Raw genomic sequence first — 16,136 nt, 5'->3', positions numbered from 1 at the left:
GGAATGAAGAATGATTAAGGCAGAGTTTACGAAAATTCTCCGCACGAAAAAAATGCTGATTGCTATTATTGCGGTTCTTTTCGTTCCTGTACTATATGCAGGTATGTTCCTATGGGCTTTCTGGGATCCATACTCACATTTACAGGATTTACCGGTCGCTCTTGTCAACAATGATAAAGGCGCTGAAATAGAAGGGATAGAAATGCAATTAGGTAATGATTTGGCAGATAATTTAAGAGATAGTAAAGAATTTAAATTTGTTGAAGTATCTAAGGCAAAAGGGGAGGAAGGATTAAAGAATCGCGATTATTATATTTTAATTGAAATTCCCGAAAACTTCTCAGAAAATGCTGGTACTTTATTAGATGATAATCCTGAACAAATGAAAATTATTTATCGGCCAAATGAAGGATACAACTTCTTAGGTGGACAAATTGGTAATTCAGCAATGGAGCTTGTGCGTGCAGAAGTAAATAAAAATGTTTCTGCTACTTATGCTGAAACGCTATTTAAAAATATTGCAAAATTAGGAGACGGTTTCGGTGAGGCAGCAGATGGTGCTGTAAAACTTGAAAAGGGCTCTAACAAATTAAAAGACGGTGCTAGTCAATTAAAAGACGGTATTGGCAGTGCGGCAGATGGCGCTACTCAATTAAATGATGGTGCTAAAACAGCAGCAAAAGGATCAACAGATTTAAAAAATGGTATTGATTCAGCAGCAGATGGTGCAGGTACGTTAAACCAAGGTGCTTTATCTTTAGCAAAAGGATCTGCAGATTTGAATGCAGGTATTCTATCTGCTAAAGACGGTTCAAGCCAATTACAATCTGGTTCAACAGAATTGAAAAAAGGTACCGAAACTTTAGTGCAAGGTTTAGAAGGAAATACAACAAATATTAATGCACTAAACGATGGTGCACAAAAAGTAAATACAGGTGTTGGCACGTTAAGTACAGGATTAGGTCAATTAGCACCAGGTGCACAAAATGTTTCTGCAGGAGTTACGCAACTTGTAGATAGTCTAGGTGCTATGACTGAAAAAGTGCCAGCCTTGCAACAGGGAGTTAAGGATACAAAAGATGGAGCTGCTGGTTTAAGTGCAGGATCACAAGGTTTAGCAGCGGATACAAAAGAGCTAGTTAATCAAATTAAGGCTATGAATATTTCTGAAGAACAAAAAAGTGCTTTACTTCAATCAGCAGGAAAGATCGATGCAACTGCTACTAAAGTCAGTGAAAATGCTGCTGCGTTAAGTGAGGGAACAGCACAACTAAACAATCAAGTTTCTACTATGAAAATACCTACGTCTGATAAGGCAGTAGAATTAAAACAAGGTGCAGCAACAGTTGCAGCTGGTTTAGATAAAATGAATAAAACAGTTAGTGGAGAATTAGCTCCTGGTACAAAACAATTAGCAGCAGGCACTAATCAATTGGCTTCTAATTGGAGTACATCAATTGCTGGCGCTAAAAAACTAGATGCTGGAGCAGGTCAATTACAAGTTGGTTTAACTGATCTAACTGGTGGTTTCAATAAATTACAATCAGGTTCATCACAATTAGCTGATGGTTCATCACAACTTGCAAATGGTACACAATCATTAACAAGTGGTATGGGTCAATTACAAGATGGTTCTAGTAAACTTTCAACAGGTTTAGTAACATTAAGCGGTGGGACTACATCACTTATAACAGGCTTAGATAAACTACAAGATGGTTCAAGTCAATTAAAAGACGGAACATCTGAACTAAAAGATGGTTCTAACACATTACAAGGGAAATTAAAAGAAGCGAATGAACAAGCTGCTGAAGTAAATGCAACGCAAAAAACTTATGACATGGTCGGTGAACCAGTAGCGGTTGAGAAACAAGAAATTAACGCAGTACCTAACTACGGTACAGGTTTCGCTCCATATTTCTTAGCACTTGGTCTATTTGTAGGTGCGCTATTAATCACAATCGTCTTCCCATTAGTTGAACCAGCGATAAAACCAATTAACGGTGTTTCATGGTTTACTAGTAAAGTAGCTGTTTTGGCAGTCGTTGGATTAATTCAATCATTGACTGCAGTCGCGATAGTCGTTTGGGGTCTAAAACTTGAACCGGCTAATATGGGTGCTTTCATTTTAATGGCGATAGTTACAAGTTATACATTCTTATCATTAACTCAAATGTTAGTATCAATTTTCTCAGATCCAGGTCGTTTTGTAGCTATCTTAATTTTGATACTACAACTGACAACTAGTGCAGGTACATTCCCATTAGAATTAGTACCGAAACCATTGCACATTTTTAATACGTTATTACCAATGACATACTCTGTCCAAGGATTTAAAGCTGCGATTTCTACTGGAGATATGAGCTTCTTCTGGACAAATGGAGGTATTCTATTAGGATTCATGGTTGTTTGTTTAGCCATTACTTTTGGATACTTTGCATTAATGTTTAAAAAACGTCATTCAAATACTGACGCAGTAACTGAATAATATTGAAAAAGGTTAAAGAGTGAAATATGCTCTTTAACCTTTTTTTTGTAAAGTGTTTTGTGTAAAAAGAAAAAGCGAAGAGAGTGGTTCAGGCTCTCTTCGCTTTTTCAAAAGTAAGCGATTTAATATAGGTTCATCTCTAAGGTTCAATTAGTGATGAATGTGAGCTATCAATCGAATGGGGAATTCGATTGATCAATAATTAACGATTAAAGAGAATTGCAATGTTCACAAGTGTTTGAATAGCACTCGCTTTGTTCTTCGATTTTCTCACCGCATACAGTGCATTGTTTTGCGGGTAAATTTTTGAAAAATTCAACGACATTTTCTAACATTGTGTCTCGCCTCCCAAACAATCTGTTATATTACTGATTTGTTATTATGTATTGTATTATAACACAGACATTTATGTCAATACAAAAACCTAATTTTAAGTTAAAATAATTGTTGAGACACTAAAGAGGAGTGAAATGAATGTTTTTTATAGATAATAAAGGTATTACAGATCCACGCATTAACTTAGCCATTGAGGAGTATGCATTAAAAACGATGGATGTAGAGAAAGATTCTTTTTTACTGTTCTATATCAATCAACCCTCAATCATTATTGGTCGAAATCAAAATACAGTTGAAGAGATAAATACTGATTATGTTGAAGATAATGGTATCATCGTTGTACGTCGATTATCTGGTGGTGGTGCTGTGTATCATGACCTAGGAAATTTAAACTTCAGTTTCTTAACAAAAGATGACGGAGATAGCTTCCAAAACTTTAAAAAATTCACACAACCGGTAGTGGATGCGTTACAAAAAATGGGTATTAACTCTGAGTTATCAGGTCGTAATGATATTCTGGCTGAAGGTCGTAAAATATCAGGTAACGCTCAATTCTCAACAAAAGGTCGTATGTTCAGCCATGGTACATTATTGTTTGATACAGAAATTGATGCAGTTGTTTCAGCTTTAAAAGTGAAAAAAGAGAAAATCGAATCAAAAGGAATCAAATCGATTAGATCACGTGTAGCGAATATTACAGAATTTATGAATGAAGCAATGACAGTAGAAGAATTTCGTTTGGAAATCTTAAAATCGATTTTCGGTGGCGAAGAGAATATACAATATTATGAACTAACTGATGAAGACTGGGCTAATATCTACAAATTATCTGAAGAACGTTATCAACAATGGGATTGGAATTATGGACAATCGCCAAAATTTAACGTACAACGTTCTCAACGTTTCCCTTCAGGAAGTATTGATGTGCGTTTAGAAGTTAAAAAGGGAATTATGGAGGAAGTACATATTTTCGGCGATTTCTTTGGCGTTGGTGATATGGCAGATGTAGAACAGGCATTAGTTGGGAAAAATTATGAACGCAATGTTATTGATGAAGCTCTAAATGCTATCGATGTACCAACGTACTTTGGTGGTGTTACGAAAGAACAATTTATACAATTGATATATTAATTAAATTTGACAGCATAATGTTTGAAATTGCGGTCAAGATGAAGGGGAGAGTGGAATGAATACTCATCGTATATTAATCGTAGAGGATGATTTGAAAATTGCTTCGTTACTTGCTGATACTTTGCGCAAATATCATTATGAAGTAAAAACTGTAGAATCTTTTGATAGCATCCTTGAAGAATTTACGGCGTTCAATCCTCATCTTGTTTTGCTTGATATTAATTTACCTTCATATGATGGATATTATTGGTGTCGTCAGCTTAGACAGTTAACGACTTGTCCAATTATTTTTATATCGGCTCGTTCAGGCGAAATGGATCAAATTTTTGCACTGGAAAATGGTGGAGACGACTTTATTACGAAACCGTTCCATTACGAAATCGTGCTAGCAAAAATAAAGAGTCATTTACGTCGATCATATGGGGAATATGCTACTAAGCAAGAAGAGAGAACTGTAAAACAAGGTCAGCTTCACTTGTTCTTGGAACGTATGGAATTGCATACGAAACAAGCTCAAATTCCGTTGCAGAAAAAAGAATGTGTAATTTTAGAATTGTTGATGGGACAAGCTCCTAAAGTTGTATCTCGAGAGCAATTGCTAGAAGAGCTGTGGGATGATCAAGCATTTGTAGATGAGAATACGTTGAATGTGAACATGACACGCGTACGAAAGAAGCTGTCAGATTATGATGTTCAGTCGACGATTGAAACCGTTAGAGGCGCTGGTTATCGGTTTGTATTACACTCAGAGGAGTCTTAATGATGCCGAATGTCAGATTATTTCTGAAGGATAATATTACATTAGTCTTTTTTGAAGTGTTATTAGTGCTATTTATTTTAGTGTTATTTTGGTTAGATGGCTTAAGAAATGTGGATACGGCAGTGTATTCCATTGTGATTACTTTAATATTAACGTTCACATATTTAGCCACACGTTATATTATGCGGCAATCTTTTTATAAAAAGATATCTGTTAAGCCAAAAGCAATGGAAGATGCATTACAAAAAAATGCAAAAACACCAGAGCATTTGCAAACAGAGGTTTTCATCCATACACTTTATAAAATATATCAACTAGAAGTACAGGCTTTATATGCGAAGCAAAATCGACATTTACAATTCATGAATCAATGGGTACATCAAATGAAAACACCTCTTGCTGTATTAGAATTACTCTTACAAGAAGAGGGTGAATTAGATAAGAAGAGTGTCCAAGAAGAAGTCGATCGTATGAAACGAAGTCTTGAGACTGTATTGATGAATGCGAGAATCGATACATTTGAAGAGGACATGAAAATTGAACAAGTTGAACTTCGTCAAATGGTTGTTGAGGCAGTTAATGAGCATAAACGGTTATTTATTGCGAATCGTGTTTATCCTGATATTGCGATAGATGAAAATCTTATGGTTCCAACTGATTCAAAATGGATGAAATTTATTATTGGTCAATTTATTACAAATGCAGTTAAATATACGTTTGAAGAGGGTAAAAAAATATATTTATCCACGGAAGTTACGGAGAATCATATTGAACTGACAATTAGAGATGAAGGAATAGGTATACCTCCATCAGATTTGAAGCGTGTAACACGTCCATTTTTCACAGGTGAGAATGGACGTAAAACAGGTGAGTCGACGGGAATGGGTTTGTATTTAGCACAAGAGGTTTGTGATAAATTAGGACACCAGTTATTAATTGAATCTGAGGTAGGTAAAGGGACGAAGCTGAAGGTTTTGTTTAATCGTTCATAGAGCGACCCTAGCATTTCATAGAAAGTGAGGCGGACTTGTGTCTATCTTGAAAATTGATGAAGTTACAAAAGTTTATGAAGGAAAAGTTACACATCGAGCGCTTAATCAACTGAGTTTTGAAGTAGAGAAGGGCGAGTTTTTGGCTGTTATGGGTCCTTCGGGTAGCGGCAAAACGACATTGTTAAATGTTGTCTCAACGATAGATACACCTACTTCTGGTGAAATCACCGTAGATGGCATTAAGCCTCATGAGTTGAATAAGAACGAACTGGCTTATTTTCGACGTCGTCAACTTGGCTTCGTATTTCAAGATTTCAACTTATTACAGATGCTAACGGTTGAGGAGAATATGGTATTACCCTTGACTTTGGATAATATGGATGTTGAGCTAATGGAAGAGCGGGTGCAGAGTGTATCAAAGCAGCTAGGCATTCAGTCTATTTTAGAAAAACGTCCAAATGAAATCTCGGGTGGACAAGCCCAAAAGACGGCAATTGGAAGAGCTCTTATTCATAAACCATCTCTAATTTTAGCAGATGAACCAACTGGGAATTTAGATTCCAATTCCTCAAGAGATGTGTTAGAGCTGTTAGGACGCATAAATAAAAAAGAGGGTACGACAATCGTAATGGTGACGCATGATCCAATTGCAGCAAGTTATTGTGATCGTGTGTTATTTATCAAAGATGGTGAGTATTTCAATGAAATCTATAAAGATGATCACCGTCAGACATTTTTCCAAGGGATTTTGAATGTGCTCAGTCTATTGGGAGGTCATGTCGGTGACTTTTCGACAGTTCGCCTACCGTAATGTTATAAGGAATTACCGAGTTTATGCAGCATTTTTTATGTCGAGCGTATCATCCGTGATGGTGTTTTTTATTTACTCAATGCTCATGTTTCATCCGAAGGTAGAGGATGAGTTTCTAAGGGAAATTGCATTCCAAGGAATGTTTGTCGCAGAAGTCATATTAGTGTTATTTATGATGTTCTTCTTATTCTACTCAATGCGTGCATTCCTTCAGGCCCGTTCCAAGGAATTTGGTTTACTCATGCATCTTGGAATGGAAAAGCGCCAGTTAAATAAGCTGGTATTACTAGAAACGATAATTATAGGAGTAACTTCTATTATTGTAGGGATTGTATTCGGTTATGCCTTTGCGAAATTCTTTTTTATGATTGTTCGCGAAATTTTACAAATCGATAGCCTTCCATTGTATTTTTCTTGGGAGCCATTTGCATTAACAATTGGGACATTTACAAGTTTATTTGTAATTATTTCGTTTGTTAGCGTGATGTTCATACGAGATCGTGATGTTATCGATTTGCTAAAGGGTTACTGGCGCAATGAACAGACGGCCTCTTATTCGAAATGGCGAGCTATTTTAGGATTGTTGATATTAATTCTTTCTTATGTGCTAGCTTCATTAACGACACAAGAACGTTTAATGGTTTTATCAGCAATATTACCTCCTTTAGCAAGTTTGGGGACATATTTGTTTTTCACGGATACACTACAGTGGCTGATGTCTTTTGTGCGTGCTCGAAAGAAAATGTATTGGCATAAGTATCGTTTAATAACCGTTTCTGAAGTGTCTATTATTATGCGAGAAAATGCGCGTATGTTTTTTATCTCTTGCATGGTTTCCACCTTGGCTTTTTTAGCTATGGGTACGCTTATCTCTATGTCGACATTTACTCATCAGTTTCATCGTCTAAATCCACTGGGCCTCGTCTATTCGAGTAAATTAGATAATCCTTATGAAGAAGCACATATTAATGGTTTGACGAAAGAATTAGAAGCAAAGGGACTGTCTTATCATCTAAATAAGTTTACGGTTAAACGTCAAACATCTTCTAATACTCAACAGCCGGTAAAAATTATTCGACAATCAGATATAAATAGACTGGCTCTAGTATTTGGTTATCCTGTTGTCAATTTGGATCAAGGGGAGGCCATCTTTTTAGCCTATTCCGAGAAGTCTTTAGAGGAATTAAGGAACAAGAAGGTCAGGACAGTTTTACAAGAAAATAGTATTCCACTTTACATCAATTCAGTTTATCCACGTGTTCTTTTTTCTCCTACTGAGCTTGGAACTAATGTCATTGTCATAAATGACGATGATTTCAATTTAATCGATGAGGCAATGGTTGGAGCAAATGCCGAACAGTCCACAAATCACTTGTATGTATTTCATGTACCACAGTGGACAGCTACTAAGAATATTGGAGTAGAGTTAGATGCGATGGTGACAGATGCTTATCTAAATAATCATCAAGGTGAATTACCATTCTACTTTGAGAATTCCGGCTTAGACTATTCATTTATACGTTCGACTTTTGCACTGTTGCTTTTTATTGGTTTATTAGCAGCTTCTGTGTTTTTCTTAGCATCTGGTAGTTTTATTTACTTTAAATTATATACGGGTTTAGAGCGAGATAAGCAGCAATTTAATGCACTCAGGAGAATGGGGATTACGGAAAGGGAACTACGGAAAATTGTGAATAGACAATTGATACCACAGTTCTTTTTACCTTGGGGTCTAGCAATGTTGCACAGTACATTTGCATTTATGTCATTACAGGCATTTTGGATAGGTATTGCAGAGCTTTCGATATTAAGGGAAATATTAATCGTTTTAGCAGCTATCACTTGTGTTCAATTTTTCTATTTCTATTTAATTCGCTGGCGTTATTTATCCCATATTCGCTAACGCTAATTACCTCTAATGCTATAGAACTATGCAAGTCTATCAATTACCTCTGGTGATTGATAGGCTTTTTTTGATGGAAAAAAGATCTAATTACTACTCTCTACTACATAACACTATAAATAGCTGTCTGTTGTTTTATTTTGTAAATTTTCGTATAATATAGTCAGAAATGAATGAACATTCATTCTGTTTTGACAAAGGGGAGATTAGTATATGAATTTAGTTTCGGCAGTTCATAAAACATCAAAAGAGCAACCAGAAAAGATTGCGTATCATTTTATGGGGAAAGATACGAATTATGGGGAATTTGAAGAATCGGTTGCACGCTTTGCTTCAGCTTTAAAGGGATTAGGGGTAGGGAATGGGGATCATGTTGCATTATTACTTGGCAATACACCTCATTTTTTAATTTCTTTATATGCAACAATGCGCGTAGGAGCAACTGTAATTCCGATTAATCCAATTTATACACCAGATGAGATTACGTATATTGTACGTAATGGAGATGCTAAAGTAGTTATTGCATTAGATGCATTATTGCCATTAGTGAAAGTAGGAGTAACTGCCTTTCCAAATGTGGAAGCATTCATTGTATGTGAAACTGCTCCTGAAACAGCAGCCAAGTTGGCAGAGTTAGAGAGTCCTGTGAAAGAAAAAGTAAGATCGTTTTCAATGTTGCTAGCTTCATCTTCAGCGGATTTTGAACCTACAGAATTAGATCCAGAAGATACAGCTATTATTTTGTATACTTCGGGAACGACAGGACAACCCAAGGGTGCAATGTTAACGCATAAAAACCTTTTCTCAAATGCGCGTGATGTAGCGGAGTATTTGACTATTTCTCCTGAAGATCGTGTGATTACGGCTTTACCGGTCTTTCATGTGTTTGCCCTTACGGTAGTAGTGAATGCACCACTATTAAATGCGGCAACATTATTAATTGTACCTAGGTTCAGTCCGAAAGATGTATTTGAAATTGCAAGAGAGAAAAAAGCTACAGTTTTTGCGGGAGTACCTACAATGTACAATTTCTTATATCAATTCCCTGATGGTAATCCAGAAGATTTCTCTGAAATTCGTTTAGCTATTTCTGGAGGTTCTTCTTTACCAGTAGCATTGCTACATAATTTTGAGGACAAGTTTAACGTGCGCATTTCCGAAGGCTATGGCTTATCTGAGGCATCGCCAGTATCAAGTTTTAACCCGCTTGATCGTGAGCGAAAACCTGGTTCAATTGGTACGAACATCGTCAATGTAGAAAATAAAGTATTCAACCAATTCGGTGAGGAAGTACCTGTTGGTGAAGTTGGTGAACTTGTTGTCAAAGGTCCTAATGTGATGAAAGGCTATTATAAAATGCCTGAAGAAACAGCAGCAACCCTTCGAGATGGCTGGTTATATACAGGTGATCTTGCGAAAATGGATGAGGAAGGTTACTTTTATATTGTTGATCGAAAGAAAGATATGATAATAGTAGGTGGCTATAATGTCTATCCACGTGAGGTGGAAGAAGTACTATATGCACACCCAGGTATAGTGGAAGCTGCAGTAATTGGTTTACCTGATCTCAATTTTGGTGAAGAAGTATTTGCGTATGTGGTGTTAAAAGACAAGAATCTAACTATTGAAGATATCTATGAATATTGTAAAGAAAAGCTAGTGAAATATAAAATACCTAAGCAAATTGAAATTATTGAAGAGCTACCCAAAAATACGACGGGGAAAATTTTGCGTCGTTCTTTGAAAGAACATGCTCTAAATAAATAATAAAAAGGAGATGCTTAAACGGCATCTCCTTTTTTTACTTTTTATAAATTAATTGGTACATAATATAGACAAATAAAATCCATATCGGACCGACAATAAGCGCGATACGAGTATCTGGGAAGTATGCCATTAAAATCATGACTAGTGATAAAAAGGCAAGAGCTAAATATGGTCCGACTGGATACATAAATGCTTTATATTTTAGTTTAGATACTTGAGCTTTTGATAATGATTTCCGGAACTTTAATTGGGTAATTAAAATAATTCCCCATGTCCAGATGGCTCCGAAAGTAGATATACTAGTTACCCATACGAATACTTTTTCAGCGACAAAATAGTTCAGTGCCACACCGATTAGTAATACGAATGCAGATGCCATAATGGCAGCAGCTGGTACGCCACCTTTACTAATTTTCGCAAATACTTTTGGTGCTTGTTTTTGTTCAGCCAAGTTAAAGAGCATACGGCCAGTACTGAAAATACCGCCATTACAGCTAGATAATGCGGCTGTTAAGACAACAAAGTTAATAATCCCTGCAGCATAACGTAAACCAATTTTATCAAACATTAAAACAAACGGACTACCCGTAGAGCCAACTTCGTTCCAAGGATAAATCGACATGATTACAAGTAATGCACCTACGTAGAATAATAAAATACGCCATAGTACAGTATCAATTGCTTTAGGTATAACTTTTTCTGGGTTTTTAGCTTCACCAGCAGTAATCCCGATCATTTCGATACCTAGGTATGCAAACATTACTATTGGTAAGGACATGAAAACACCTTGTATTCCATTCGGGAAAAATCCTCCATGGCTCCATAAATTACTAAAGCCAACAGCAATACCACCATTGCCAATACCAAATAAAATAACACCTAAGCCAAGTACAATCATCGAAATAATCGCAAGGATTTTAATAAGTGCGAACCAAAATTCAAATTCACCATAAGCTTTCACAGCAATTAAATTAACCATAACCATGACAACTAACGCTGCTAAAGCCCATAACCATTTCGGAGAATCTGGGAACCAAAGTTGCATATACACGCCAACTGCTGTAATTTCTGCCATACAAGTAACAATCCACAAGAACCAATAGTTCCAGCCGGTTATAAATCCAGCTAGAGGACCTAAATAATCTCTAGCGTAACGACTAAATGAACCGGCAACTGGATTGTTTACGGCCATTTCGCCAAGCGAACGCATAATAATGAAAATAACAGCGCCACCAAGTGCATAAGCAATTAAAATAGCTGGACCAGCTAATTTTATTGCTCCTGCAGAACCTAAAAATAGACCGACTCCTATAGCGGCACCGAGCGACATCAACGTAATGTGTCGTTGCTCCAACCCTCGTTGGAGCTCTGGTTTCTTGTTCATAATGTTAGACTCCTTCGATGCTAATGATAACTCCCCTATATTATCATAAAATTTAATGAATAAAAATCCACATGCCAGGGTAACAAGAAAAAATATGTAAACTCTTTGTCTTTATAAGTAATTTATGGTTACAATACATATATATGTTTGATTAATGCAAATATATTGATAATTTAAGAGTTTTCCATTTATAGGGAAGGAGAGTTTTTTCATGTCTAAACGTTTATTAAAAGCAGAAGATTTATATGTATTGAACTCTATTACAAATCCACAATTATCTCCAAGTGGGGAAGAGGCAGTTTTTGTTCGTACAAGTATTGATGAAGAAAAAAACAAATATATAGCGCACTTATTCCACCTAGATCTTACAAGTGGTGCAGTAACTCAGTGGTCATATGGAGAAGATCGCGTTTCATCTCCGACTTGGTCAGCAGATGGGCGGAATGTTGCATTTGTATCAAATCGTAATGAAAAAAAACAAATTTATATCATTTCGAAAAATGGTGGAGAGGCACGTCAGCTTACAACATTAGCAAATGGTGTTTCACAATTTCAATGGTCACCGTGCGGTCAGAGTATTTGGTTTAGTGGTCGACTTAAGGAAGGTAAAAACTTCACAGATGTAGCTGAAAAAGAAGAAAAGAAAAAGCCAACAGCTTATATTGTAGAAGGTATGAAATATAAAGCTGATAGTATAGGATTATTATCTCAAGATAGTTATAATCATATTGGGAAAATTGATGTAGCATCTGGTGATATTGAATTGTTTTCAGAAGGCAATCATAATTACAGTTTAGAAGCAGTATCACATGATGGTAAAAAGTTAGTTTTATCAGTAAATCGTGCAGAAAATAAAGACTTTGATTTCAGTCAGCAACTGCTATTAGTTGATATTGAAACAAAGAAAGAAACGACCATTCTAAATGAAGAAGGCAATTATGGGGATGCATATTTTTCATATGATGATCGTTACATAGCGTTTTATGGTGGTAATCATTCATATAAAAACGCGACACACGGAGCAGTTTATATTTACGATACAGAAGAGCAGAATTATAGAAATCTAACCGAGGGTTTTGATGCACCAATAGGAGATCTTGCTGTAGCAGATCATCAGCAAGGAGCTACTGCACCTACTGTTGTATGGACGAAAGCGAACGATCTGTATTTCCAAGTGTCTACAATGGGAGATATACGATTATATTATGCAACATTGGACGGAGCAATTTATCCGGCAAGTCCAGAAAATGAACATGTCTATGGCTACGATATTGAGCGTGATGGTGCGTTCGCGCTGTTAGCAATTAGTAATCCTATAATGCCAGGTGAACTTTTCAAATACGATGTAACAACAGGTGAAAGACAACAAATAACTCATTTCAATGACGCCTTTGTAAACGAGGTTGAACTAGTTCAACCAGAAGCAATTACTTATAAGAGTTCAGATGGATTTGATGTGTATGGTTGGTTGATGAAGCCAGCTCAGTATGAAGAAGGTAAAAAGTATCCATTAATCGTTGAAATTCATGGTGGACCGCATGCAATGTATGCAAATTCATTTTTCCATGAGATGCAGTTGATTGCGGCGCAAGGTTATGGTGTCCTTTATGTCAATCCAAGAGGGAGCCATGGATATAGCCAAGCATTCGTAGATGCAGTACGTGGTGATTATGGTGGTGGTGATTATGCAGACATCATGGCTGGATTAGATGCGGTGATTGAGAATCAGGATTGGATTGATACAGATCGACTTGGAGTTACTGGTGGAAGCTACGGTGGTTTTATGACAAACTGGATTGTAGGTCATACAAATCGCTTTAAGGCAGCAGTAACACAGCGCTCAATCTCTAACTGGATTAGTTTCTTTGGCGTATCAGATATTGGTTACTATTTCAGCGATTGGCAAATCGGTACGGATATGAAAGATGTAGAAAAGTTATGGCAACATTCACCTCTTAAATATGCAGAAAATGTGGAAACGCCATTATTAATCTTGCATAGTGAAAAGGATTTCCGCTGTCCAATAGAACAAGCAGAGCAACTGTATATTACGTTGAAATCTATGGGCAAGGAAACTCAATTTGTAAGATTCCCAGATGCAGACCATAACTTATCTCGAACAGGCTTACCAAATTTACGCATAGAAAGACTTAATCAAATTACAGGTTGGTTTGAAAAATATTTATAATCTAAAAGTTCTAAGGTTGTATACTATTTTGTGACAAGTTTAGAAGGCAATATTTAAAGTATATAAATAGCCTCATAATTAATATAAAAAGTTCCGCACGATTTGCGGAACTTTTTATATTTTTGAACGTTTATTAAAAGCATACATATTTATAAATCCGTGACAGTATAGTGAGAAAACAGTATGATAAACAAGTGAGAAAAAAAGATTGCGAGTGAATTGAATGATTGAACTTATACAGAACTTATTTAGCTTTATAATGCATATTGATCAACATCTCGTTGAAATAATTCAACAATTTGGTGTTTGGTCATATGGTATTATCTTTTCCATTGTTTTTGTAGAAACGGGTGTTGTAATATTCCCGTTCTTACCAGGTGATTCATTACTTTTTGCCAGCGGAGCATTTGCGGCACTTGGAGCATTTAATTTACCGATACTTCTTTTAGTGTTTTTCGTAGCAGCTGTGTTTGGAGATTCAGTAAACTATGAAATTGGACAAAAAGTTGGAACGGCTATTTCACCTAAAAGCTTTTTAGGACGTATTATTAATCAAGACCGTATGCAAAAAGCACAGGACTTCTTTAATAAGCATGGTGGGAAAACGATTATCTTCGCCCGCTTTATGCCATTTATTCGAACGTTTATCCCATTTGTAGCCGGTGCTAGTAAAATGCATTATCGTCAATTTTTAATGTATAACATTATTGGTGCATTCTTATGGGTAGGTATTTGTACATTAGCAGGTTACTTCTTTGGTAATATCCCATTAGTTAAAGACAACTTCTCAAAAGTAATATTAATTATTATTTTCGTTTCAGTTTTACCAGCAATCATTGGTTTATTGAAATCGAGAGTAAAGAAATAAATAATTGCAGTAAAACACTTTAGTTATTGGCTAAAGTGTTTTTTTATGAAAACCAATTAAAATAATAAGAATTGTTGGAATATTTAGTGAAAAAACATTTGGAAGATGGTAATATTGATATTGTATATAGAAGACTAATAGTAAAAGGAGTTTGATATCATGGGGAAAATGAATGTTGAAAGCTTTAATTTAGATCATACAAAAGTCGTTGCACCATTTGTTCGATTAGCGGGTCTTAAAAAAGGCGTAAATGGTGATGAAGTTTATAAATATGATATTCGATTTAAACAACCAAACAAAGAGCATATGGAAATGCCTGCATTACATTCAATAGAGCATTTAATGGCTGAGAACATTCGTAATCATACGGACCATGTTGTCGACCTTAGTCCAATGGGATGTCAAACGGGCTTCTATTTATCAATGATTAATCATGATAACTTTGATGAGGTACTAGATATTTTAGATAAAACTTTTAATGATGTCTTGGTAGCAACGGAAGTACCAGCATGCAACGAAGTACAATGCGGTTGGGCTGCGAGCCATAGTTTAGAAGGTGCGAAGGAGCTTGCAAAAGAAATGCTAGCGAAACGTGATGAGTGGAAACAAGTTTTCATAGAAGAATAAACAGATAAGAGGCTGCGTATACTAGCAGCCTCTTTATTATTATCTTCCTGTAAAATTTGGTTTTCGCTTTTCAGAGAATGCATTGAGTGCTTCAATACGATCTTCAGTAGGAATGGTGATTTCATATGCTTTTCGCTCAATATGAAGACCTGTTTGTAAGTCGGTATTCATACCATGCTTGATAGCAAATTTTGCTTGTTGTAATGCAATTGGACCGTTATCTAGCATCAACTCTGCGAATGCCACTGTTTTTGTAAGAAGATCTTCACGCTTTTCGACTTTAGTTAGAAGACCGTATGCTAATGCTTCTTCAGCCTGTAATCTTTTTGCAGTTAAAATCAGTTCTAAAGCTTTTGCTTCTCCTATGAGTCTAGGAAGTCGTTGAGTTCCACCAGCTCCGGGAATTATACCAAGGCTCGTTTCTGTTAGGCCGAGTAAAACATCATCTGCAGCAAAACGGAAGTCACATGCTAATGCTAATTCGGTACCCCCACCGAAAGCATAGCCATTAATCATTGCAATAGTCGGTTGAGGTAAATTTTCAATAGCTGAAAAAACCTCACCAATCTTATAGAGGTTACGTTTTACACGTTGCTCAGTTAATGTTTTTCGTTCTTTCAAGTCAGCACCAACACTAAAAGCTTTATCACCTGCGCCTGTAAAGATGACCACACGAATATCAGGATTAATCCGAATAGATTCAACAATTTGTCCTAATTCAACTAGTAAATCATAATTGAATGCATTCATCGCTAGTGGTCTATTCAATGTAACAAATGCCAAATGGTCCTGCTGTTTATAAATTAGTGTTTCCAATGAAATTTCCCCCTTATTGTGAAAAAATTACTCCCCATTTAAACGATAGCATGTCTATGGTTTTTCGT

Annotated in this window: 13 protein-coding genes; 10 read left to right on the top strand and 3 right to left on the bottom strand. The window is 36.1% G+C overall.

What is annotated here, in order from left to right; translation table 11 throughout:
* The first annotated feature begins 10 nt into the window (after positions 1-10).
* Positions 11-2,485 (top strand): YhgE/Pip domain-containing protein, encoded by a 2,475-nt coding sequence (locus AMD00_RS19705; RefSeq protein ID WP_053418732.1) that lies wholly within the window; start codon positions 11-13, stop codon positions 2,483-2,485.
* A gap of 209 nt (positions 2,486-2,694) precedes the next feature.
* Here the strand turns inward: AMD00_RS19705 and yhfH are convergent, their stop codons facing one another.
* Positions 2,695-2,820 (bottom strand): protein YhfH, encoded by a 126-nt coding sequence (gene yhfH, locus AMD00_RS23010; RefSeq protein ID WP_076034471.1) that lies wholly within the window; start codon positions 2,818-2,820, stop codon positions 2,695-2,697.
* A 139-nt stretch (positions 2,821-2,959) separates the two neighbouring features.
* On the opposite strand from yhfH, the gene AMD00_RS19700 reads away from it, so the two are divergent.
* The 6 genes from AMD00_RS19700 (at position 2,960) to AMD00_RS19675 (ending at position 10,185) form a co-directional block, all read left to right on the top strand.
* Positions 2,960-3,952 (top strand): lipoate--protein ligase, encoded by a 993-nt coding sequence (locus tag AMD00_RS19700; protein WP_053418731.1) that lies wholly within the window; start codon positions 2,960-2,962, stop codon positions 3,950-3,952.
* 55 nt (positions 3,953-4,007) lie between these two features.
* A complete protein-coding gene (locus tag AMD00_RS19695) occupies positions 4,008-4,712 on the top strand; it encodes a response regulator transcription factor (protein WP_053418730.1) in 705 nt (234 codons plus the stop codon).
* Between the two features lie 2 nt (positions 4,713-4,714).
* Positions 4,715-5,704: a sensor histidine kinase gene (locus tag AMD00_RS19690; RefSeq protein WP_053418729.1), complete on the top strand. Its 990-nt coding sequence runs from the start codon at positions 4,715-4,717 to the stop codon at positions 5,702-5,704.
* A 37-nt stretch (positions 5,705-5,741) separates the two neighbouring features.
* Positions 5,742-6,515 carry an ABC transporter ATP-binding protein gene (locus AMD00_RS19685; protein ID WP_053418728.1) on the top strand — a complete coding sequence of 258 codons (774 nt, stop codon included), beginning with the start codon at positions 5,742-5,744 and terminating at the stop codon, positions 6,513-6,515.
* A complete protein-coding gene (locus tag AMD00_RS19680) occupies positions 6,487-8,418 on the top strand; it encodes an ABC transporter permease (protein ID WP_053418727.1) in 1,932 nt (643 codons plus the stop codon). The genes AMD00_RS19685 and AMD00_RS19680 overlap by 29 nt, the downstream gene beginning before the upstream one ends.
* Before the next feature lie 213 nt (positions 8,419-8,631).
* On the top strand, positions 8,632-10,185 hold the full coding sequence (locus AMD00_RS19675; RefSeq protein ID WP_053418726.1) for a fatty acid--CoA ligase family protein: 1,554 nt from the start codon (positions 8,632-8,634) through the stop codon (positions 10,183-10,185).
* A gap of 34 nt (positions 10,186-10,219) precedes the next feature.
* On the opposite strand, the gene AMD00_RS19670 is transcribed toward AMD00_RS19675, so the two are convergent.
* Positions 10,220-11,569 carry an amino acid permease gene (locus tag AMD00_RS19670; protein ID WP_053418725.1) on the bottom strand — a complete coding sequence of 450 codons (1,350 nt, stop codon included), beginning with the start codon at positions 11,567-11,569 and terminating at the stop codon, positions 10,220-10,222.
* A gap of 211 nt (positions 11,570-11,780) precedes the next feature.
* Between AMD00_RS19670 and AMD00_RS19665 the strand changes: the two genes are divergently transcribed.
* From AMD00_RS19665 to AMD00_RS19655, 3 genes are all read left to right on the top strand, one after another.
* Complete coding sequence (locus AMD00_RS19665; RefSeq protein ID WP_053418724.1) at positions 11,781-13,757, top strand: S9 family peptidase; 1,977 nt, start codon at positions 11,781-11,783, stop codon at positions 13,755-13,757.
* A 226-nt stretch (positions 13,758-13,983) separates the two neighbouring features.
* Positions 13,984-14,625, top strand: coding sequence for a DedA family protein (locus tag AMD00_RS19660; RefSeq protein ID WP_390393818.1), 642 nt, complete (start codon positions 13,984-13,986; stop codon positions 14,623-14,625).
* Between the two features lie 159 nt (positions 14,626-14,784).
* Positions 14,785-15,252 carry an S-ribosylhomocysteine lyase gene (locus AMD00_RS19655; protein WP_053418722.1) on the top strand — a complete coding sequence of 156 codons (468 nt, stop codon included), beginning with the start codon at positions 14,785-14,787 and terminating at the stop codon, positions 15,250-15,252.
* A 39-nt stretch (positions 15,253-15,291) separates the two neighbouring features.
* Here AMD00_RS19655 and AMD00_RS19650 read toward each other — a convergent pair whose 3' ends face one another.
* Positions 15,292-16,068: an enoyl-CoA hydratase-related protein gene (locus AMD00_RS19650; protein ID WP_053418721.1), complete on the bottom strand. Its 777-nt coding sequence runs from the start codon at positions 16,066-16,068 to the stop codon at positions 15,292-15,294.
* Positions 16,069-16,136: the final 68 nt, after the last annotated feature.

The organism is Viridibacillus arvi (assembly GCF_001274945.1).
GTDB classification, from domain to species: Bacteria; Bacillota; Bacilli; order Bacillales_A; family Planococcaceae; genus Viridibacillus; species Viridibacillus arvi.
The sequence above is the reverse complement of the archived record's forward strand: the minus strand, read 5'-3'. Positions and strand labels throughout refer to the sequence as shown.